Genomic DNA, 19,131 nt, shown 5'->3' on the forward strand with positions numbered 1-19,131 from the left:
CAGGCGAACGATAGTCGCCCGTCCATGTACGAAACCTGTGGGAGCGGGCTTGCCCGCGATGGCGGTGTATCAGGCGCCATCAATATTGAATGTGCAACCCTCATCGCGGGCAAGCCCGCTCCCACAGTGGACGGTGTTGTTCGCAAAATTTGTGTATGTCGCTAATTTCCTTGTGGGAGCGGGCTCGCCCGCGATGGCGGTGTGTCAGGCGCCATCAATATTGAATGTGCAACCCTCATCGCGGGCAAGCCCGCTCCCACAGGATTTGGTCCCCTTCTATATCTGGCATTGGCTGGCGGCACCTTTGGGGGTGGCCGCCGTAGGTTCAACCTAGATACCAAACCGGTCCCGCAGCGCGTAATACGCGGCGCCCATGGCGGTGAGCGGAGCCTGGAAGGTGCGGCCGCCGAGCATGGGCATGTGCGGCAGGGAGGCGAAGGCGTCGAAGCGTTCGGCGTCGCCGCGGATCATTTCCGAGATGAGTTTGCCGGCCAGGTGCGAGCAGGTCACGCCATGGCCGCTGTAACCCTGCATGTAGTAGGCGTTCTTTTCGATGCGGCCGAATTGCGGCATGCGGGACATGGTCAGCAGGAAGTTGCCGGTCCAGCGGTAGTCGATTTTTACGTCCTTCATTTGCGGGAAGGTTTTGAGGATTTTTGGTTTGATCAATTGTTCGATGTCGTCGGGCTCGCGAGCGCCATAGACCACGCCGCCACCGTACAGCAAGCGGTTGTCGGCGGTGAGGCGGTAGTAGTCGAGCAGGTAGTTGCAGTCTTCGACGCAGTAGTTGTTGGTGATCAGGCTGCGGGCGACTTTTTCGGCCAGCGGCTCAGTGACGACGATTTGCGAACCGCAGGGCATGCTTTTGCGCGTGACGCGGTTGTCGAGGTCTTGAGGCAAATAGGCGTTGCCGGCGATCAGCAGGTACTTGGCGCGCACCACACCTTTGGCAGTGCGCACGGTGATCGGCTCGCCGTAGGTGATTTCCACGGCGGCGGATTGTTCGTAGATTTTACCGCCCAGGCGGATGATCGCAGCGGCTTCGCCGAGGGCCAGGTTCAGCGGGTGAATGTGGCCACCCTGCATGTCGAGCAGGCCGCCGACGTAGTTGTCGCAACCCACTTCGCGCTTGATGTCCGCCGCGTCGAGCATGCTCAGGTTTTTGTTGCCGTAGCGCTCCCAACTGCGCTTCTGTTCGGCCAGGCCATTGAGTTGTTTCTTGTTCAGCGCGGCGAAGATGCCGCCGGGGCGGTAGTCGCATTGAATGTCGTACTCTTTGATGCGCGAACGGATGATATCGGCGCCTTCAAAGATCATGCTGCCGAGCACTTCGGCGGTTTTGTCGCCGTAACGCTCTTCAATCACATCGACGTCGCGGCTATACGAATTGACCAGTTGGCCGCCGTTGCGACCGCTGGCGCCGAAGCCGACTTTGGCGGCTTCCAGTACGCTCACGCTGTAGCCCGCTTCGCTGAGGAACAGCGCCGAGGACAAACCGGTGTAGCCGGCGCCGATCACACAGACGTCACATTCCACCAGTTCTTCCAGAATCGGGTAATCACCGGTCTGATTGCGGGTCGCGGCGTAGTAGCTGTTTACATGCTTTTGTTTAACAGAGTCTTGTTTCATAGGTTTCTCCGATGGCCGCAAACGCTTGCCCGCGACCGCCGCTGTAAAGGTGTTAGAGCTTGATCCAGGTCGCTTTGAGTTCGGTGTATTTGTCGAACGCATGCAGCGATTTGTCCCGACCGTTACCCGACTGCTTGAACCCGCCGAATGGCGCGGTCATGTCGCCGCCGTCGTACTGATTGACCCAGACGCTGCCGGCGCGCAAACCACGGGCGAAGGTGTGGGCCTTGCTGAGGTTGCTGGTCCATACGCCGGCCGCCAGACCGAAAATGCTGTCGTTGGCGATCTGCAGGGCCTCTTCAGCGGTGTCGAAGGTGATCAGCGACAGCACCGGGCCGAAGATCTCTTCGCGGGCGATGGCCATGGCGTTGGTCACGCCATCGAAAATCGCCGGCTCCACGTACAGGCCACCGGTGTCTGCGAGGGTACGATTGCCGCCGGCAATCAGTTGCGCGCCCTGGTCTTTGCCGATCTGGATATAGCGCAGCACGTTATCCAGTTGGCGCTGGTCGACGACCGCGCCGACGGTGGTTTCAGGATCGAGGGCGTGGCCCGGTTTCCAGGCTTGCAGTGCTTGCACCAGCAGCGGAATGAATTGCTCGCGAATCGAACGCTCCACCAGCAGACGCGAGCCAGCGGTGCAGACCTCGCCCTGGTTGAAGGCAATCGCGCTGGCCGCTGCCTGAGCGGCGGCACGCAAGTCCGGCGCATCGGCAAACACCACGTTCGGGCTCTTGCCGCCCGCCTCCAGCCAGACGCGTTTCATGTTGCTTTGCCCGGCATAGATCAGCAGTTGCTTGGCAATCGCAGTGGAGCCGGTGAAGGCCAGCACATCGACGTCCATGTGCAACGCCAATGCTTTGCCGACGGTATGACCGAAGCCTGGCAGGACGTTGAACACGCCTTTGGGGATGCCGGCGTCGAGGGCCAACTGCGCGATGCGAATCGCCGTCAGCGGTGACTTTTCCGAAGGCTTGAGGATGAACGAATTGCCTGCCGCCAAGGCTGGGGCGAATTTCCAGCTGGCCATGATCAGCGGAAAATTCCACGGCACGATGGCGGCGACCACGCCAGCGGGTTCACGGGTGATGAGGCCGAGTTGGTCGTGGGGTGTGGCGGCGACTTCGTCGTAGATTTTGTCGATGGCTTCGGCGCTCCAGCGGATCGCGTTAGCGGTCGCAGGGATGTCGATGCTCATGGAATCGCTGATCGGTTTGCCCATGTCGAGGGTTTCGAGCAGGGCGAGTTCTTCCTGGTTGGCCAGGATGAGGTCGGCGAAGCGGATCAGGATGCGCTTGCGTTCTGCGGGCGCCAACCGCGCCCAGATGCCGGATTCGAACGTGCGGCGAGCCACCTGCACGGCGGCATTGGCATCGGCTTCGTCGGTGCTGGCGATGTTCGCCAGGAAGCGGCCGTCGACCGGGCTGATGCATTCGAAGGTGTCGCCGCTGAGCGCCGGGCAGTATTGGCCATCGATGAATGCGCGGCCTTCGAGTGTGAGGGACTGGAAGCGTTGCTCCCAGTCGCTGCGAGTGTTTGTCATGGTTGTGACTCTACGCAGAGGAATAAGTAATCGCCGGACTAAAGCCGACCAATTAACGATCAGAAAACCACGGTCCACTGTAGGAGCTGCCGAAGGCTGCGATCTTTTGATCCTGATCTTCGGCGGCTTCATGGATATCAAAACCAAGATCAAAAGATCGCAGCCTTCGGCAGCTCCTACGGGGGTTATTCGCCGTCATCAAAGAGGTGTCGATACCCACATCCTCGATTGACGGGTGTTTGGCCCATCAAACCGTATGCAAGTACCAGTTGTACTCAAGGTCGGAGATGGAGTTCTCGAACTCGGCCAGCTCGCTTTCCTTGCACGCCACGAACACGTCGATGTACAGCGGGTCGATGTAGCGCGCCATGACCTCGCTGTCGTCCAGTTCACGCAACGCATCACGCAGGTTGTTTGGCAGGCTTTGCTCGTTCTGCTCGTAGCTGTTGCCTTCGACCGGGGCGCCCGGTTCGATTTCGTTGGTCAGCCCGTGGTGAATACCGGCCAGCACCGACGCCATCAGCAGGTACGGGTTGGCATCGGCGCCGGCAACGCGGTGTTCGATGCGCACCGCATCCGCCGAACCGGTGGGCACGCGCACCGCCACGGTACGGTTGTCGATGCCCCAGCTTGGCGAGTTCGGCACGTAGAACTGCGCGCCGAAACGGCGGTACGAGTTGACGTTCGGGCAGAGGAACGCCATCTGCGCCGGCAGGGTCTCGAGCACACCGCCGATCGCGTGACGCAGTGCGGCGTTCTGCTCGGGATCCTCGCTGGCAAAGATGTTGTTGCCTTCTTTGTCGAGAATCGAAATGTGCACGTGCAAACCATTGCCCGCCTGGCCCGGATACGGCTTGGCCATGAAGGTGGTGTCCATCTCGTGGTCGTAGGCGATGTTCTTCACCAGACGCTTGAGCAACACCGCGTAGTCGCAGGCCTTTATAGGGTCACTGACATGATGCAGGTTCACTTCGAATTGCGCCGGGGCGCTTTCCTTGACGATGGCGTCGGCGGGGATGCCCTGCTCTTTCGCGCCTTCGAGGATGTCTTGCAGACAGTCGACGTATTCGTCCAGATCGTCGATCAGGTAGACCTGGGTCGAGTGCGGACGTTTGCCGGACACCGGCGAGCGTGGCGACTGCGGGCGACCGTTCACGTTGTCCTGGTCGATCAGATAGAACTCGAGTTCGAAGGCGGCGCAAATGGTCAGGCCCATGTCATCGAACTTGCTCACCACCTGACGCAATACTTCACGGGGGTCAGCAAAGAACGGCTGGCCTTCGAGTTCGTGCATGGTCATTAACAGCTGCGCGGTGGGGCGCTTCTGCCAAGGCTCGATGCTCAAGGTATTGGGGATGGGGAAGCAGATTCGATCCGAGTCGCCGATGTCCAGACCCAGGCCGGTGCTTTCCACCGTGGCGCCATTGATGTCCAGAGCAAACAGCGACGCCGGGAGGTTAATGCCTTTTTCGTAAACCTTATGAAGACTGGTGCGCTCGATGCGCTTGCCGCGCACCACACCGTTCATATCCGCAATCAGAAGGTCGACGTACAAAACCTCAGGATGTTTCTTAAGGAATGCGTTTGCTTCGTTGAGTTGAACGGCACGCAGAGGGACCGACATGATGCACCTATTGGCTGTTAATTATTATGTTCACTACCCTTTCACGAGCCCAGTCAATCCGAAAGGCAAAGTGAAGTCAATAGCGAACACTTGGCCTTTCAACCTTTATTTTCGGGCCTTTCTCGAGCATCAGAATGACAGATCAGCCTTGCACACCGCGTAAATCCTGAAGATCGGACGTGCGGCGTTTAGAATTTTTTACATGAGAGTTGTTAATTAAAATCAACAAGGCTAAGCTCCGGAAAAGCTCGTTCAAGTGTGAAACTTCGAGGTGATAAAAATGGCATTCAAGCCATTGATCGGCGTTACTGCGTGCATCAAACAGATTGGCCTGCACCCCTACCACGTCAGCGGCGACAAGTACTTGCGTGCTGTCAGCATCGCGGCTTTGGGGTTGCCCGTGGTCATTCCTTCCCTGGGCGATCTGACCGACATCGATGACCTGCTCGCGCATCTCGACGGTCTGTTGCTGACCGGCTCGCCGTCGAATGTGGAACCCTTCCACTATCAAGGCCCGGCCAGTGCCCCCGGTACGGATCACGATCCGCAACGGGACGCCACTACCCTGCCCTTGCTGCGCGCAGCCATCGCCGCCGGCGTTCCGGTGCTCGGCATCTGCCGGGGCTTTCAGGAAATGAACGTGGCGTTCAGCGGCAGCCTGCATCAGAAGGTGCATGAACTGCCAGGCTACCTCGACCACCGCGAAGCGGATCATCCGGATTTGGCTGTGCAGTACGCACCGGCCCATGCGGTGAGTGTGCAACCGGGCGGCGTGTTCCAGGCGCTGGACCTGCCGCAGGTGTTTCAGGTGAATTCGATTCACAGCCAGGGCATCGACCGACTGGCGCCCGGCCTGCGCGCCGAGGCTGTCGCGCCGGATGGTTTGATCGAGGCGATTTCCGTCGAAAACAGCAAGGCCTTCGCCGTCGGCGTGCAATGGCACCCGGAATGGCAGGTGCTTTCGAATCCTCCCTATTTGAGTATTTTCCAGGCGTTTGGCGACGCGTGCCGACAACGGGCGGCGCGGCGTAATACGCCCTGACTTCAAAAAAGCATTCAACGATTTAACTGCCCCCGTGAGTCTGGCGGGCGTGCCTTTGCGCGCCGGTCGTTCACGTAATAGATGAACCGCAATAACAACAAGCACGACCAGGCAGCCAGGATGGCGGTGCCGAATAAGCCCTCCGGTACGGGTAAGCGCAAATCCCTGTAGGAGCGAGGCTTGCCCGCGAAGGCGGTGTATCAGGTAACGATGATGTCGACTGACACACCGTCTTCGCGGGCAAGCCTCGCTCCTACAGGGGTTGCGTTGGCACCGTACGGCCCGGGTTGCAATCCACTCTTAAGTCAGGCCGCGTTGGCCCGACGACTGAAACCTGTTGGGAGTTTCATATGGCAAACGCCTCCAGCATCTACAGGAAGGCTCTTGAAGGTCACCAGGCACCGAAAAAGGTGTTGGTGAAAGTCGACCGCGTCACCAAGAAATTCGACGAAACCACTGCTGTGGACGATGTGTCCCTGGAGATCCATCAAGGCGAAATATTCGCCCTGCTTGGCGGTTCCGGCTCGGGTAAATCGACGCTGCTGCGCATGCTCGCCGGCTTCGAACGCCCGACTGAAGGGCGGATTCTGCTCGACGGTGTCGACATCACCGACATGCCGCCGTACGAACGGCCGATCAACATGATGTTCCAGTCCTACGCACTGTTCCCGCACATGACCGTGGCGCAGAACATCGCCTTCGGCCTCAAGCAGGACCGCTTGCCCGCCAGCGAAATCGACGCCCGTGTCGAAGAGATGCTGCGGCTGGTGCACATGACCCAGTACGCCAGACGCAAGCCGCATCAGTTGTCCGGCGGTCAGCGTCAGCGTGTGGCATTGGCACGTTCCTTGGCCAAGCGACCGAAGCTGTTGCTGCTCGACGAACCGATGGGCGCGCTGGATAAAAAGCTGCGCTCGCAAATGCAACTGGAGCTGGTGGAGATCATCGAGCGGGTCGGCGTGACCTGCGTGATGGTGACCCACGACCAGGAAGAAGCCATGACCATGGCCGAACGCATTGCGATCATGCACCTGGGCTGGATCGCCCAGATTGGCAGCCCGGTCGATATCTACGAAGCGCCGGTCAGCCGCATGGTTTGTGAGTTCATCGGCAACGTGAATGCCTTCGACGGCACCGTGGTCGAGGATCTGGAAGGTCACGCGATCATTCACAGCCCGGACCTTGAGCAGAAGATTTACGTTGGTCACGGCGTGAGCACGTCGGTGCAAGACAAGTCGATCACCTACGCCATCCGCCCGGAAAAAATGCTGGTCAGCACCCTCAAGCCCGAGACTCGCTATAACTGGTCCGAAGGCAAGGTGCATGACATCGCCTACCTCGGCGGCCACTCGGTGTTTTACGTGGAGCTGCCCGGCGGCAAGATCGTCCAGTCGTTCATGGCCAACGCCGAACGCCGTGGCGCACGCCCGACCTGGGACGATCAGGTCTACGTGTGGTGGGAAGACGACAGCGGCGTGGTACTGCGCTCATGAGAACCTTCAATCAGCAATTCCTGCGCCTGGTGCCCAGCGGCCGCAAACTGGTCATCGGCATTCCGTTCCTGTGGCTGTGCCTGTTTTTCCTGTTGCCGTTCTTCCTGGTGATGAAGATCAGCTTCTCGGAAGCGGCGCTGGCCATTCCTCCTTACTCCGAGATTTACACCTTCGCCGAACAGAAGTTTCAGTTGCTGCTGAACATCGGCAACTACTCGCTGCTGACCGAAGATGAGTTGTACATCTCGGCTTACTTCGGTTCGTTGAAGGTCGCGTTTTTAAGCACGCTGATGTGCCTGGTGATCGGTTTCCCAATGGCCTATGCAATCACCAAGGCCAACAAGGAAACGCAAAACGTTTTGCTGCTGTTGATCATGATGCCGACCTGGACCGCGATCCTGATTCGCGTCTATGCGTGGATGGGCATTCTCAGCAACAACGGTTTGCTCAATGGGTTTTTGATGTGGACCGGGCTCACGTCGCAGCCGATCGAGATCCTCAACACCAACACCGCGGTGTACATCGGCGTGGTCTATGCCTACTTGCCGTTCATGGTATTGCCGCTCTACGCCAACCTGGTCAAGCACGATCACAGCTTGCTGGAAGCCGCGTCGGACCTGGGTTCGAGCACCTTCAACAACTTCTGGAAAATCACGGTGCCGCTGGCCAAGAACGGCATCATTGCCGGGTGCATGCTGGTGTTCATTCCAGTGGTCGGCGAGTTCGTGATTCCGGAACTGTTGGGCGGTCCGGAAACCCTGATGATCGGTCGCGTGCTGTGGCAGGAATTCTTCAACAACCGCGACTGGCCGGTGGCATCTGCCTTGGCGGTGGTGATGCTGGCGATTCTGATTGTGCCGATTCTGCTGTTCAACCGCAGCCAGGCCAAAGAGATGGAGGGACGGGGATGAAACGCTTCGGGTTTTCAAAGTTCATGCTGATTTTCGGCCTGTCGTTTATCTACCTGCCGATGCTGATTCTGGTGATCTACTCGTTCAACGCCTCGAAACTGGTGACGGTGTGGGGCGGCTGGTCGGTGAAATGGTACGTCGGCCTGCTCGACAACTCGCAACTGATGGGCTCGGTGGTGCGCTCGCTGGAAATCGCCTGCTACACCGCGATTGCCGCCGTGGCGTTGGGCACCCTCGCCGCGTTCGTGCTGACCCGCGTGACGCGCTTCAAGGGTCGCACGCTGTTTGGTGGCCTGGTGACGGCGCCGTTGGTGATGCCGGAAGTGATCACCGGTCTGTCGCTGTTGCTGCTGTTCGTGGCCATGGCGCAACTGATCGGCTGGCCGCAGGAGCGTGGCCTCGTCACGATCTGGATCGCGCACACCACGTTCTGCGCGGCCTATGTGGCGGTGGTCGTTTCGGCGCGTTTGCGTGAGCTGGACCTGTCGATCGAAGAGGCAGCCATGGACTTGGGTGCGCGTCCGTTCAAGGTGTTCTTTCTGATCACCATCCCGATGATCGCGCCATCGCTGGCGGCGGGCGGGATGATGTCGTTCGCCTTGTCGCTGGATGACCTGGTGTTGGCGAGTTTCGTCTCCGGGCCAGGCTCCACGACCTTGCCGATGGAAGTGTTCTCGGCGGTGCGTCTGGGCGTGAAGCCTGAGATCAATGCCGTGGCCAGTTTGATTCTGCTGGCGGTGTCGTTCGTCACGTTCATGGTCTGGTACTTCAGCCGCAGGGCCGAAGCCACCCGCAAGCGGGCGATCCAGGAAGCGATGGACCAGACGGCCAGTGAGTCGTGGCAGCAGCCGAAAAACCAGCAGGTTGAAGCGACGGCTTAGTCGCTGAAAGTCCTGTAGGAGCGAGGCTTGCCCGCGAAAAATACACCGCGGTTTTTCAGGCATTACGCGTCATCGTTCTTCGCGGGCAAGCCTCGCTCCTACTGTGTTCTATAAAAAGAAAATGGAGTTGTACCGATGAAAATGTTTGGCAGGACTCTGCTGACACTGTCCTTATTGGGCGCAATGGCGACCGGCGCCCAGGCCAATGACAAGGTATTGCGCGTCTATAACTGGTCGGATTACATCGCCCCGGACACGGTCAAGAAGTTCGAAGACGAGACCGGCATCCGCGTGACCTACGATGTGTTCGACAGTAATGAAACCCTTGAAGCACGCTTGCTGGCCGGTAAGTCCGGCTACGACATCGTGGTGCCGTCCAACAGCTTCCTGGCCAAGCAGATCAAGGCTGGCGTGTATCAGCCGCTGGACAAATCGAAGCTGCCAAACTGGAAAAACCTCAACCCGGTGCTTCTGAAAAACGCCTCTGCCAGCGACCCTGACAATGGCCATGCGTTCCCGTACATGTGGGGTTCGATCGGCATCGGTTTCAACCCGGCCAAGGTCAAGGAAGTACTGGGCACCGATGCGCCGGTGAATTCCTGGGACTTGCTGTTCAAACCGGAAAACGCCGCGAAGCTCAAAGCCTGCGGTATCAGTTTCCTTGATTCACCGACAGAAATGCTCCCGGCTGCCCTGCACTATCTGGGCTACCCGGTGAATTCCCGGGACAAGGCGCAGATCGCTGAAGCCGAAGCGCTGTTCATGAAGATTCGCCCGTCGGTGGCTTACTTTCATTCGTCGAAATACATCTCCGACCTGGCCAACGGCAACATCTGCGTCGCCGTCGGTTACTCCGGCGACGTGCTGCAAGCCAAGGCCCGCGCCCATGAAGCCGGCGACAAGGTGAAGATCGAATACAGCATCCCGAAAGAAGGCGCCGGCAGTTTCTACGACATGGTCGCCATCCCACGGGATGCGGCTAACGTCGACAATGCCTACCTGTTCATGAACTTCCTGATGCGCCCGGACATCATCGCCGAAGTCACCAACAATATCGGCTACAGCAACGCCAACGCAGCGGCCACGCCGCTGGTGGATGAAGCGATTCGAAACGACCCGGGGTCCTACCCGCCACAAGCGGTGATGGCGACGCTGTATGCGATTCCGGATATGCCGATCGGTATCCAACGGGTGATGACCCGAGGCTGGACGCGGGTGAAGCTGGGTAAGTGATTCAAAATGCGGGAGCGAGCCTGCTCGCGATGGGGCTATCACATTAATCGTTCCCACGCTCCGCGTGGGAATGCCTCCACGGACGCTCCGCGTTCGGCTCTGGAGGGGACGCGGAGCGTCCCGGGCTGCATTCCCACGCAAAGCGTGGGAACGATCAATCAATGAAAGGGTTGGGTGGTATTTCGGGCGCCTTTTCAGGCACAAACCAACGGCCATTCGGCCAGCGCCCGGTACCGGCCTTTACGGGATTCGAACAAGGTAAAACGATCCGCCCGCAGGAAAAACTCTGGCGGCGTCGCGGACTCAGGGACCGGCGCCCGGTAGTCGCGCATCAGGGTCAGATGCGGACGAAATTCTCGCCGGGTGTCTTCAAAACCGAACGGCAACATGGCCTGTTCCAGCGCATACACCAACCGCAGCAACTCAGGCTCCGCCTGCGCGGGCGCCAGCAATAAAACCCCGGAGCGACGCCAGACTTCCAGCCGATCAAGCACCACCGTCAACGGCACGCCGGGCATCCGCACATGGGTAGCGGCTTCGCAGACGCCCGCTATCTGTTCCGTTTTCACCGTACCGAGAAACAGCAGCGTCAGATGAAAGTTTTCCGCTGGCACCGGACGCCCGACATTGAGCGCCAGCGCGTTGCGCCATTGGGCGATGGCCCGGCGTTGTTCGGGGGCACAGTTCAGGGCGAAGAACAGCCGTTTGAACGGTTCACGGGTTTCATCGCTCATGTTCGCCACCTCAAGGTTTCGGAGACCCTTTGATTTTACAAAGCAGTACCCGGCCAGCAAGTGCATTTCTGGCACCTGCCGGCAGGCGCGTTATAGTTGAAGCAACCGAATCGACGGGAGGCCGCTATGCGTCAGATCATCAGCAAAGAGCCATGGTGGGCCGCGCCACCGAAACCCGGCCAGGATGAATCCGAGCTGGAATGGGGCTGGCTGGTTCACTACAACGAAGGCGAGCCGCGCTTCGAATTCATCAAGGAGCGGCCGTCGGACAGCGAGATTCGTAACCGCAAGAGCTGCAGGACCACCCCGACGCCGGAGTGATCCTGCGACCCTGTTCAGGCTTTGACGATCATCTCGAAACCACCAAAAATCGCTCGCTGGCCGTCAAACGGCATTGGGTTGACGTCCGGTTGCATCCGCGGATCGCTCATGAGTTTCGCCATGCCGGCATCACGGGTGGCCTTGTCGGGCCACACGATCCAGGAAAACACCACGGTTTCGTCTTCCTTGAGTTTTACGGCCATGGGAAATGAGGTCACTTTGCCATCAGGCACGTCATCGCCCCAGCATTCAGCGAGGCTCAGGGCGCCGTTTTCCTTGAAAATCTCGGCGGCGGATTGCGCATGCTGCTTGAATTTTTCGCGATTGGCGGTGGGTACTGCAGCGACGAAGCCATCGACATAAGCCATGATCGTTTTCCTCAGGTTATGGGATTCGTTGGGTAGTCGAATCAGCGTGGCTCCAATCGACAGTTCCCGCTTCCAGACCGACCGACGGCTCGGCGGGCTGTTCGAGGGTCAGGGCCAGGTTGCCCTCGATCTGCCTGGCCATGTACAGCGTTCCGGCCATGACGCCGGTGGCAGGGTTATTCACCAGCTTCACCCAGGCCTTGTCGAACGAGTTACCCAGGCTGCTGCGGATCAGCGCTTCACTGTCGGGCCGGTCGTTGGCCTGAATCATCGCGCGTACTCCCGCCACTCCTACGGAAATCAACGCACCGGCCGCCTTCCCGGCCACTGCCGCCACCGCACTGGCTGCCCCTCGCGGGGCCATTTCGGCTTGTATTCGCTTGCTGGCACGCTTGGCCACCGGCGCCATGCCGGCGTCCGTCGAGGCGATGCCCTTCTCGCCGCCCGCCGCGTGGATCGTGTCGATCAGTGCCAGATAGGCCGGCAATTTGCTCAGTTCGGCATGCACTACCTGATACAGCGAAGCGTCACGGGCAGACGGCGGGCCCAGTGCAATAGCCGGAATTTTCTGGACACGACTGTTGAGCTGCGCCATCGGTACGCCATGACGTTTGGAAATGACTTCGAGCTGCTGCCCCATCAGTTGCACATAAAACTCCGTTGCCTGGCTAAGGATCGCGTCGGGATCGATCTCCACCGCCACCGGTTCCAGCACGCGCCGGTGATATTGCTCCAGCAGATAGGCGGCCAGGCGTTTGGTCGTCGCATCCTGCTCGTCGCCGGCATTGAGGGTGTACCAGCTGACTTTCATCGACAGCCATTCCTGGGTCCAGTAGCTGCTGAACCACGGAATGAAGACCTCTTCGGTTTGCTGATAAACCCGCGTGCGCCAATGCTCCATGGACCCGCGGGCATAAACCCTGGCCTGTTCGGTGGCCTGTTGCGAAGCGACGATAATCTCCCGGTCTACCTGCTGCCAGGTGCTCTGGGACACCACCACCGGCACCACAATCACCGGGGCAGGCGTAGGCGTGGCGCATCCCGCCAAGATCACTAACACAGCGACGATCAGCGAACGCAGGTTCAAGATCGCGGGGCCCTACATGTCTCGTCGAACGAAATGTCCGACGCTAAACACCGTGCTGATTTGAGTATAGGTCGGGGTCGGGGGCCGTCCGTCAGATGGATGGAGGGTGCCCCCCAAAATAGCCCCTACTTTCCCCGCATCACCTTAACTGGTACTCAGGATTCGCACCGGTCCCTGGCGATTGAGAACCTCGACCATGACGTTCTCCCCCGAGCGCCGGAGCATCAAGTCCACACATTCACCACCCACGGCCAAACGCCGCAAGGTGATGGTGTCTAGAAAGCTCGGGAGCACCGGTTCGTCGAACAGGATGTTGAGCTTCCTCGGCCTGAAACTCATTCCCAGGCATGACTGAATCATCGACAACGGCGCAGCAGCGGCCCAGGCCTGGGGCATGCAGGCGACTGGATAGAACGTCGGCCCTTGGGTACGTTGCCGGGCAAAGCCGCAGAACAGTTCAGGCAAGCGCCGCAGATCGATGTAAGTCGAGGCGGCGAACAGCCCTTCGAAAATACGCGCCGCATCCCGGCGGTAACCGTAGCGGGCGAAGCCGGCGGCGATCAGCGCATTGTCGTGGGGCCAGACAGAGCCGTTGTGATAACTCATCGGGTTATAGCGAGCCTGGGAAGCTGCGACAGTGCGCACGCCCCAGCCGGAAAAGGATGAGCGTTCCATCAGCGTACTGACGACCGTTGCCGCGCGCTCCGGATAAGCGATGCCCGCGAACAGGGCGTGACCGGCATTGGAAGTACGGATTCGGCAGGGCTTTTTGTGGCCGTCCAGGGCCAATACATAAGTGCCCAGTTCTTCGTCGAAGAAGCGGTTATCGAATTCTTCGCGCAAACGTTGAGCCTTGTATTTCAGTTGTTGAGCCCGGTCCGAATCCCCCAGCCGGCTGGCTATTCTGGCCGCACCGGTCCAGGCCCCATACACGTAGGCCTGAACTTCGACAATCGCAATCGGCCCGGTGGCCAATTGTCCATTGGCATGGAACACCGAGTCGTGGCTGTCTTTCCATCCCTGGTTAATCAGCCCTTCGGCAGACTGGCGGCCATACTCGACAAAACCGTCGCCATCGCGGTCGCCGTATTCCTCGATCCAGGTCAGCGCCGCTTCGATATTCGGCCAGAGCTGACGCACGGTACTCAAATCATTAGTGCGCTCCAGGTAGGCAGCGGCCAGCATGACGAACAGCGGCGTGGAGTCGATGCTGCCGTAGTAGCGGCGGAACGGCACCTCGCCCAATTCAGCCATTTCTCCCAGCCTTATTTCGTGCAGGATTTTACCGGGCTCCGAATCGGCGTGAGGGTCAATGATGGTTGCCTGATTGGCGGCCAGATGCCCGAGTACACCTTTGGCAATACCAGGATCGAACCACAGCATCTCCCATGCCGTGATCAGGGCATCTCGTCCGAAAACAGTGCTGAACCATGGAATACCCGCGTAGGGATATAACCCTTCCGCCGTTTTGGTCATAAGCATGTAAAGGTCGGACACGCTGCGGCTGACTGCTTCGTTGAACACATCATGGGAGGTCGCCATCGAGGCCGCTCGGGAAGAGAATGTGCGTAACTCGCGCCGGGAATCGCGCAATGAAATAAAGAAGCCGTGGCGCACCGTAAACGGCGGGTTTTGCACACCGCAATTAATGTCCATGAACAGTGACTGACTTTCCCCCGGGGCCAGCCGAACCTCGAACAACGCTGAATCGCAAGTCAGGCTGACCGGCACCGGGGCAAAACGCAGGCGGGTCATGCGCCGTTTGTGATCCAGGCCGGTGTAGGAAAGCACCACCTCTTCATTGGTAATCTCTGCCCGGTGCCCTTCGCCGCGTTGCGCACGCCGGGCCCCGCGAACTTCGAACAGGTCTTTGAAGTCGGCGGCAAACTGAATTCTCAGTTTCAACAGCTGAGGAACGTCGTCGAAATTGCGCAGGGTCAGGCGTTCGTAGCAGGAGCCCTTCCACAAGAACCGTGAACGGCGCAAATGGATCAAATCGTGGTGCAGGATTTTTTCGCCATGGCTGTCGAACAGATCCGGGTTGGTCAGGTCGCACGTGAGCATTGCGTTGTCATCACGCAGCGTGGAACTGAGCAACAGCGGGCGCATGCCGTTAAGCGTCAGGTAAAGCCCGGAAAGGTGGCGGGTATCGGTGTGGAAAATCCCTTGCGGGCTGTCGTCGGCAAACAGCACATCGCCATTGGGGTCGAACACCCCAAAGGTCTCGTTATTTTTCAAGTTACGCAAACGCAGCTCTTGCAGCGACGCGGTGGCCGGAATGTCGAAGGGTGTGGACGGATGCCCATACGTGTTGCCCGCCGTCAGATGACGGTACAACTCAAGATAATGATTGGTCATGCGCTCGACCGTGAACCGTTCCTCGAACCTGGCCCTCACCTTGCGCCGATCCAGCGCTCCCAACCGCTGCACCGCCGCCACCGCTCCTGCAATGCCATCGACGATGTAACCGGATACGCCCTCGTCGATCACTTCCGGCACCGAGCCCTGACCAAACGCAATCACCGGCGTGCCGCACGCCATGGCTTCGATCATGACCAGGCCGAACGGCTCGGGCCAGTCGATGGGAAAGATCAAGGCGCGGGCATTGCCCAGCAAGCCTGCCTTTTGGGATTCATCGATCTCGCCGAGAAATTCGACATTTGCCCGGCTGGCGATCATCGGTGCGATGATTTCTTCCCAATACACCTGATCGGCCTTGTCGACCTTGGCGGCGATCTTCAATGGCAGCCCGGCCTTCGAAGCAATCTCGATGGCACGGTCCGGGCGTTTTTCGGGAGAAATGCGCCCCAGGAACATCAGATAGTCGCCGCGCGGCTCAGGGTTGAAGGCTAGTAAATCGCGCGGAATGCCATGGTAGACATTGCCCACCCAATTGACGTCGCCCTTCACCGGACTGCGCTGCGCCTTGGAAATCGAAACCAGCGGCACTTCGGGAAAGTGAGGGTAAAAGCATTGGTAATCGCTGATATCCAGACGCCCGTGAAGCGTGGTCACACTGCGCCCGGCCAAATGTCGAATCAGGGGGAAATGGTAGATGTCGGTATGAAAATGCATCACGTCGAATTGATCCGCCTGACGCAGCACTTGATCAAGCATCAGAATGTGATGAGGCGCTCCGTCCTTGACGCCTGGATCGAACCGCAAGGCCTGATGTGCGCCTGACTCCAGGCGGGCCGAGGTTTGCGAATCGCCGCTGGCAAAAAGCGTGACATCGTGGCCTTGGCGCACCAGCTCTTCGGTCAGGTAAGACACAATCCGCTCAGTGCCACCATACAAACGGGGCGGACAACGTTCGGTGAGCGGCGCGATCTGAGCGATCCTCATGGAGAGGCCCTCCGTCATGGGGTCGAAGAATTAAGGCCTCCAGCGTCTCGGCGTTTCTATTCGCCGAGGTCTGGCGGCTTTATCCTCGATTGACGGTGCGCCTGCTACAACAGTTCCATCCGGTTATACGACCTAATCCTGTAGCAGCTGAATGGCTTAACTTACCCGAAACAACCGTCGCCGTAACCACACGACCCATAGCGTGAAGAATGCCCCCACCACCGCCAGCGCCATGTCGGCCTGAGCATCCCATGGGTCATTTTGGGCAGCGACAAAAGCCTTTGCCGTGTCTTTTCCCAGGTATTGCCCACCTATCCATTCGACGATTTCATACACAGCCGAGGTCGACAGCACGATATTCAACGCGATGAACCCAACCCAAAAACCCCGCAGCGGCGTGATTCGTACAAGCACTTCCCGAATCGGATACACCATCAAGAGTCCATACGTCAGATGCACCAGCCGATCGTAATGATTGCGTTCAAACCCGAGGGCTTTGTTGAGGCTGATCCCGGTCAAGGCTGAGCACCAGCGGTCGTAGGGCACCAGCGCATAGGTGTAGTGCGAACCCACCTCATGAATACACAGAAAAACGAACACCAGGCTGAGGGAAACCGCAGACAGGCGGAACCGTCGGTAAACGCCGATCAGGACCAGCACCAGCAGCAGGGCCAGCAGATTTTCCAGGACCCAGTCCACTCGGCTATGGGGCGAAATTCCCAGCGCGACGACGATAAGAAGAAATGCAATCAACAGCGCCAGGTCGTATCGCGGGTGCTCTTTGGGCGTCATGACCGGCAGAGGTCTGCTGTGAGTACTCAGGTCTTTTGCGCCTACTGACGTGCTCATTGGGCGCCTTCTTCTCGAGTCTTTTAAATTCGAGACACGGCCGCTTCGCAAGTTCGTTTTTTCTGGGCGGGTATGGCGGCCCGATACCCGCCCCCAACGCTTATCAAGGCCGGCGCACCGCCCTCACCTTCCCGCTGTTGCCGCCGCCACAGAAAAACCGGTCGTGACCATCGAACTCAAGTCCCGAGACCCCGACGCCAGCCGGCATCTGGACGCTCTCCAGCACGTCGCCCGTGGCCGGATCGATTCGCCGCAACTCGCTCTCGTCACCTTCCCAGGTGCCGTGCCACAGGTCCCCCTCGACCCAGGTTACCCCGGTGACGAAGCGGTTGGATTCGAGGGTGCGCAGCACTGTCCCGGTCTGGGGGTCGACCTGATGAATCTTGCGCTCGCGATATTCACCCACCCAAAGCGTCCCTTCGGCCCAGGCGAGCCCCGAATCGCCACCGCCGCCGGGCGCGGGGATGGTGGAGAGCACGCGACCGGTCTGTGGGTCGATTTTCTGGATGCGATCCTCGGCGATCTGAAACAGGTGCTGACCGTCGAAGGCTGTGCCAGCGTGGGCGGCGACATCGATCGAGCGCAGCGTCTTGCCGCTCGCGGGATCGAGGGCATTGAGTTTGTCGCCGGAGGCAAACCAGACCTGCCGGCCGTCATGGGTGACGCCATGCACGCTGTCGACGCCGGGGAAAGGTCCATATTCGCGGATAATTTCAGCCGTTGAATGTTTCATGCCTTGCTCCTCATTCACTGGGTTGGTGAAGGGATGCTAATCATTGGGCAGCAACCCTGTGAGTAACAATACCGTCGCGAATCCCGGAACCGGCGGGGTCATCCAGCGACGGGCCCGGCCATGACCGAACGACTGCACCTTGCCGGCCACCGCCAGCGTGTCGAGAGCCCGTTGCACGGTGCGCTGGCTGGCGCCAAGCGCCAACGCCAGGGCCGAACTCGACCACGATTCGCCGTCGGCGAGAAAGGCGAGCAGCGTCGCATGCTGCTCTTCGACAGGCCGCGCCAGCACCACCACGTCACGCGCATCGTGCGGCACCAGCGCAAACCCACGCGGGGTCGCGACGACATTGGCGATCTGGTGCAACGCTGCGCGCAATCGCCCGAGTTCGACACGCAACCGCGCGCGATGGGAGTCATCCGCGAATTTCATTCGAAAGGCGCGCGCAATCAGCGTCTCCCTCGGCACGTCGGCGGGCCATGCTTCGCCCAGCGCCCGAACGAGCGCGAAGAGCACCGGCCGCCGGGCGAGTGAAACCGTCGAGCCTGCGTCGCGCACGACATACCGGCAGGCGTCCACGACCAGCTTGGTGGATGCCAATAACGCTTCAATTTCATCGAGCAGCAGCGGCTGTTCCTGGCCACCGACAATCAGCCGCGCCGCCGGCGTGTCGAGGATGCGCGCGGCGCTTTCGACCTCGGCCGTCAACGCGGGAATAGCGGCGTGTTGTGCGGCACGCTCGGCCCGTTCAAGTGCCGCGCGCGCCGTTTTTGTTTGCAGGCGACGCATTGCGATGCCCGCCACGACCAGTTCGTAAGCTGCCCTCGATGCGGGCGGTAACGGTGTCGGATCGAGTTCGGCGAGCCGGTGTTCAGCCTCCTCGAGGTGCCCGATCAGCAGCAAGCGGCGGATCTCGAGGTACCGCGCATGGGCGGCGTTGACCCAGTCGCCGTGCGCCTGAAGCGTTGCCTGCGCGGCGTCGAGTGCCTTGGTCGGCCAGTTCAGATCCCGCGAGGCGAGCGCGATTTCGGCCTCGGCGACGACACAGCGCGCCCGGGCCAAGGCCTCTTTCGGCCCGAAAGCACGTGCGGCGCTGCGCACCAGCGCCTTCGCGCGCACAAGGTCGCCCAACTGCGCCATCGCGATGCCACGAAGCGCGAGGGCTGGCGCATCGTCGCGCAAGGCGATGCGGTTCAGCGCGCCGAAGGGATCACCCGCCGCGAGCGCACGGGCCGCCGCCGTGATCAGCGAATCCATCTGAAGCGCGCCACCTGTCACCCCCACCGTCCGATGCCCGCTGATCAGTCTATCTCACGACCGCCCGGCCGCACGCCGATC

16 protein-coding genes are annotated in these 19,131 nt (G+C 59.9%); 6 read left to right on the forward strand and 10 right to left on the reverse strand.

All coding sequences use genetic code 11. From position 1 onward, the window contains the following. Nucleotides 1–330: 330 nt before the first annotated feature. The 3 genes from FHW68_RS01660 to FHW68_RS01670 form a co-directional block, all read right to left on the reverse strand. Nucleotides 331–1,629, reverse strand: coding sequence for an FAD-binding oxidoreductase (locus FHW68_RS01660; RefSeq protein WP_183678342.1), 1,299 nt, complete (start codon nt 1,627–1,629; stop codon nt 331–333). Between the two features lie 52 nt (nt 1,630–1,681). Next, nucleotides 1,682–3,172 (reverse strand): aldehyde dehydrogenase, encoded by a 1,491-nt coding sequence (locus FHW68_RS01665; protein ID WP_183678344.1) that lies wholly within the window; start codon nt 3,170–3,172, stop codon nt 1,682–1,684. A gap of 247 nt (nt 3,173–3,419) precedes the next feature. Beyond that, nucleotides 3,420–4,796 carry a glutamine synthetase family protein gene (locus FHW68_RS01670; protein ID WP_183678346.1) on the reverse strand — a complete coding sequence of 459 codons (1,377 nt, stop codon included), beginning with the start codon at nt 4,794–4,796 and terminating at the stop codon, nt 3,420–3,422. A 280-nt stretch (nt 4,797–5,076) separates the two neighbouring features. Here FHW68_RS01670 and FHW68_RS01675 point away from each other — a divergent pair, with 280 nt between their 5' ends. From FHW68_RS01675 to FHW68_RS01695, 5 genes are all read left to right on the forward strand, one after another. Continuing rightward, entirely contained in the window at nt 5,077–5,838 is a 762-nt protein-coding gene (locus FHW68_RS01675; RefSeq protein ID WP_183678348.1) for a gamma-glutamyl-gamma-aminobutyrate hydrolase family protein, read from the forward strand. 350 nt (nt 5,839–6,188) lie between these two features. Continuing rightward, nucleotides 6,189–7,331 (forward strand): polyamine ABC transporter ATP-binding protein, encoded by a 1,143-nt coding sequence (gene potA / locus FHW68_RS01680; RefSeq protein WP_063343315.1) that lies wholly within the window; start codon nt 6,189–6,191, stop codon nt 7,329–7,331. A 29-nt stretch (nt 7,332–7,360) separates the two neighbouring features. Next, a complete protein-coding gene (locus tag FHW68_RS01685; RefSeq protein ID WP_168185154.1) occupies nt 7,361–8,242 on the forward strand; it encodes an ABC transporter permease subunit in 882 nt (293 codons plus the stop codon). Further along, nucleotides 8,239–9,123, forward strand: coding sequence for an ABC transporter permease subunit (locus FHW68_RS01690; RefSeq protein ID WP_183678350.1), 885 nt, complete (start codon nt 8,239–8,241; stop codon nt 9,121–9,123). Before FHW68_RS01685 ends, FHW68_RS01690 begins: the two co-directional genes overlap by 4 nt. Before the next feature lie 135 nt (nt 9,124–9,258). Next, complete coding sequence (locus FHW68_RS01695) at nt 9,259–10,356, forward strand: polyamine ABC transporter substrate-binding protein (protein ID WP_183678352.1); 1,098 nt, start codon at nt 9,259–9,261, stop codon at nt 10,354–10,356. Between the two features lie 194 nt (nt 10,357–10,550). Here the strand turns inward: FHW68_RS01695 and thpR are convergent, their stop codons facing one another. After that, complete coding sequence (gene thpR / locus FHW68_RS01700) at nt 10,551–11,090, reverse strand: RNA 2',3'-cyclic phosphodiesterase (protein ID WP_095635146.1); 540 nt, start codon at nt 11,088–11,090, stop codon at nt 10,551–10,553. A gap of 126 nt (nt 11,091–11,216) precedes the next feature. On the opposite strand from thpR, the gene FHW68_RS01705 reads away from it, so the two are divergent. Continuing rightward, nucleotides 11,217–11,411, forward strand: coding sequence for a hypothetical protein (locus FHW68_RS01705; protein WP_095635147.1), 195 nt, complete (start codon nt 11,217–11,219; stop codon nt 11,409–11,411). Between the two features lie 14 nt (nt 11,412–11,425). Here the strand turns inward: FHW68_RS01705 and FHW68_RS01710 are convergent, their stop codons facing one another. The 6 genes from FHW68_RS01710 to FHW68_RS01735 form a co-directional block, all read right to left on the reverse strand. After that, nucleotides 11,426–11,779, reverse strand: a complete 354-nt coding sequence (locus tag FHW68_RS01710; protein WP_095635148.1) for a DUF1428 domain-containing protein — start codon at nt 11,777–11,779, stop codon at nt 11,426–11,428. Nucleotides 11,780–11,795: 16 nt separating this feature from the next. Then, a complete protein-coding gene (locus FHW68_RS01715) occupies nt 11,796–12,866 on the reverse strand; it encodes a hypothetical protein (RefSeq protein WP_183678354.1) in 1,071 nt (356 codons plus the stop codon). Between the two features lie 144 nt (nt 12,867–13,010). After that, entirely contained in the window at nt 13,011–16,211 is a 3,201-nt protein-coding gene (locus tag FHW68_RS01720) for a glycogen debranching N-terminal domain-containing protein (RefSeq protein ID WP_183678356.1), read from the reverse strand. A gap of 156 nt (nt 16,212–16,367) precedes the next feature. Next, nucleotides 16,368–17,060 (reverse strand): DUF2238 domain-containing protein, encoded by a 693-nt coding sequence (locus tag FHW68_RS01725; protein WP_183678358.1) that lies wholly within the window; start codon nt 17,058–17,060, stop codon nt 16,368–16,370. Between the two features lie 103 nt (nt 17,061–17,163). Next, entirely contained in the window at nt 17,164–17,793 is a 630-nt protein-coding gene (locus tag FHW68_RS01730) for a PQQ-binding-like beta-propeller repeat protein (protein ID WP_183678360.1), read from the reverse strand. Nucleotides 17,794–17,829: 36 nt separating this feature from the next. After that, complete coding sequence (locus FHW68_RS01735) at nt 17,830–19,050, reverse strand: helix-turn-helix domain-containing protein (RefSeq protein ID WP_183678362.1); 1,221 nt, start codon at nt 19,048–19,050, stop codon at nt 17,830–17,832. Between the last annotated feature and the right edge of the window lie 81 nt (nt 19,051–19,131).

It is taken from the genome of Pseudomonas sp. Tn43, assembly GCF_014192635.1.
GTDB lineage: Bacteria > Pseudomonadota > Gammaproteobacteria > Pseudomonadales > Pseudomonadaceae > Aquipseudomonas.

Coding starts and splice junctions, on each gene's coding strand:
- FHW68_RS01660 (WP_183678342.1), bottom strand. CDS start 1,629: ATGAAACAAGACTCTGTTAAACAAAAGCATGTAAACAGCTACTACGCC.
- FHW68_RS01665 (WP_183678344.1), bottom strand. CDS start 3,172: ATGACAAACACTCGCAGCGACTGGGAGCAACGCTTCCAGTCCCTCACA.
- FHW68_RS01670 (WP_183678346.1), bottom strand. CDS start 4,796: ATGTCGGTCCCTCTGCGTGCCGTTCAACTCAACGAAGCAAACGCATTC.
- FHW68_RS01675 (WP_183678348.1), top strand. CDS start 5,077: ATGGCATTCAAGCCATTGATCGGCGTTACTGCGTGCATCAAACAGATT.
- potA (WP_063343315.1), top strand. CDS start 6,189: ATGGCAAACGCCTCCAGCATCTACAGGAAGGCTCTTGAAGGTCACCAG.
- FHW68_RS01690 (WP_183678350.1), top strand. CDS start 8,239: ATGAAACGCTTCGGGTTTTCAAAGTTCATGCTGATTTTCGGCCTGTCG.
- FHW68_RS01695 (WP_183678352.1), top strand. CDS start 9,259: ATGAAAATGTTTGGCAGGACTCTGCTGACACTGTCCTTATTGGGCGCA.
- thpR (WP_095635146.1), bottom strand. CDS start 11,090: ATGAGCGATGAAACCCGTGAACCGTTCAAACGGCTGTTCTTCGCCCTG.
- FHW68_RS01705 (WP_095635147.1), top strand. CDS start 11,217: ATGCGTCAGATCATCAGCAAAGAGCCATGGTGGGCCGCGCCACCGAAA.
- FHW68_RS01710 (WP_095635148.1), bottom strand. CDS start 11,779: ATGGCTTATGTCGATGGCTTCGTCGCTGCAGTACCCACCGCCAATCGC.
- FHW68_RS01720 (WP_183678356.1), bottom strand. CDS start 16,211: ATGAGGATCGCTCAGATCGCGCCGCTCACCGAACGTTGTCCGCCCCGT.
- FHW68_RS01725 (WP_183678358.1), bottom strand. CDS start 17,060: ATGAGCACGTCAGTAGGCGCAAAAGACCTGAGTACTCACAGCAGACCT.
- FHW68_RS01730 (WP_183678360.1), bottom strand. CDS start 17,793: ATGAAACATTCAACGGCTGAAATTATCCGCGAATATGGACCTTTCCCC.
- FHW68_RS01735 (WP_183678362.1), bottom strand. CDS start 19,050: ATGGATTCGCTGATCACGGCGGCGGCCCGTGCGCTCGCGGCGGGTGAT.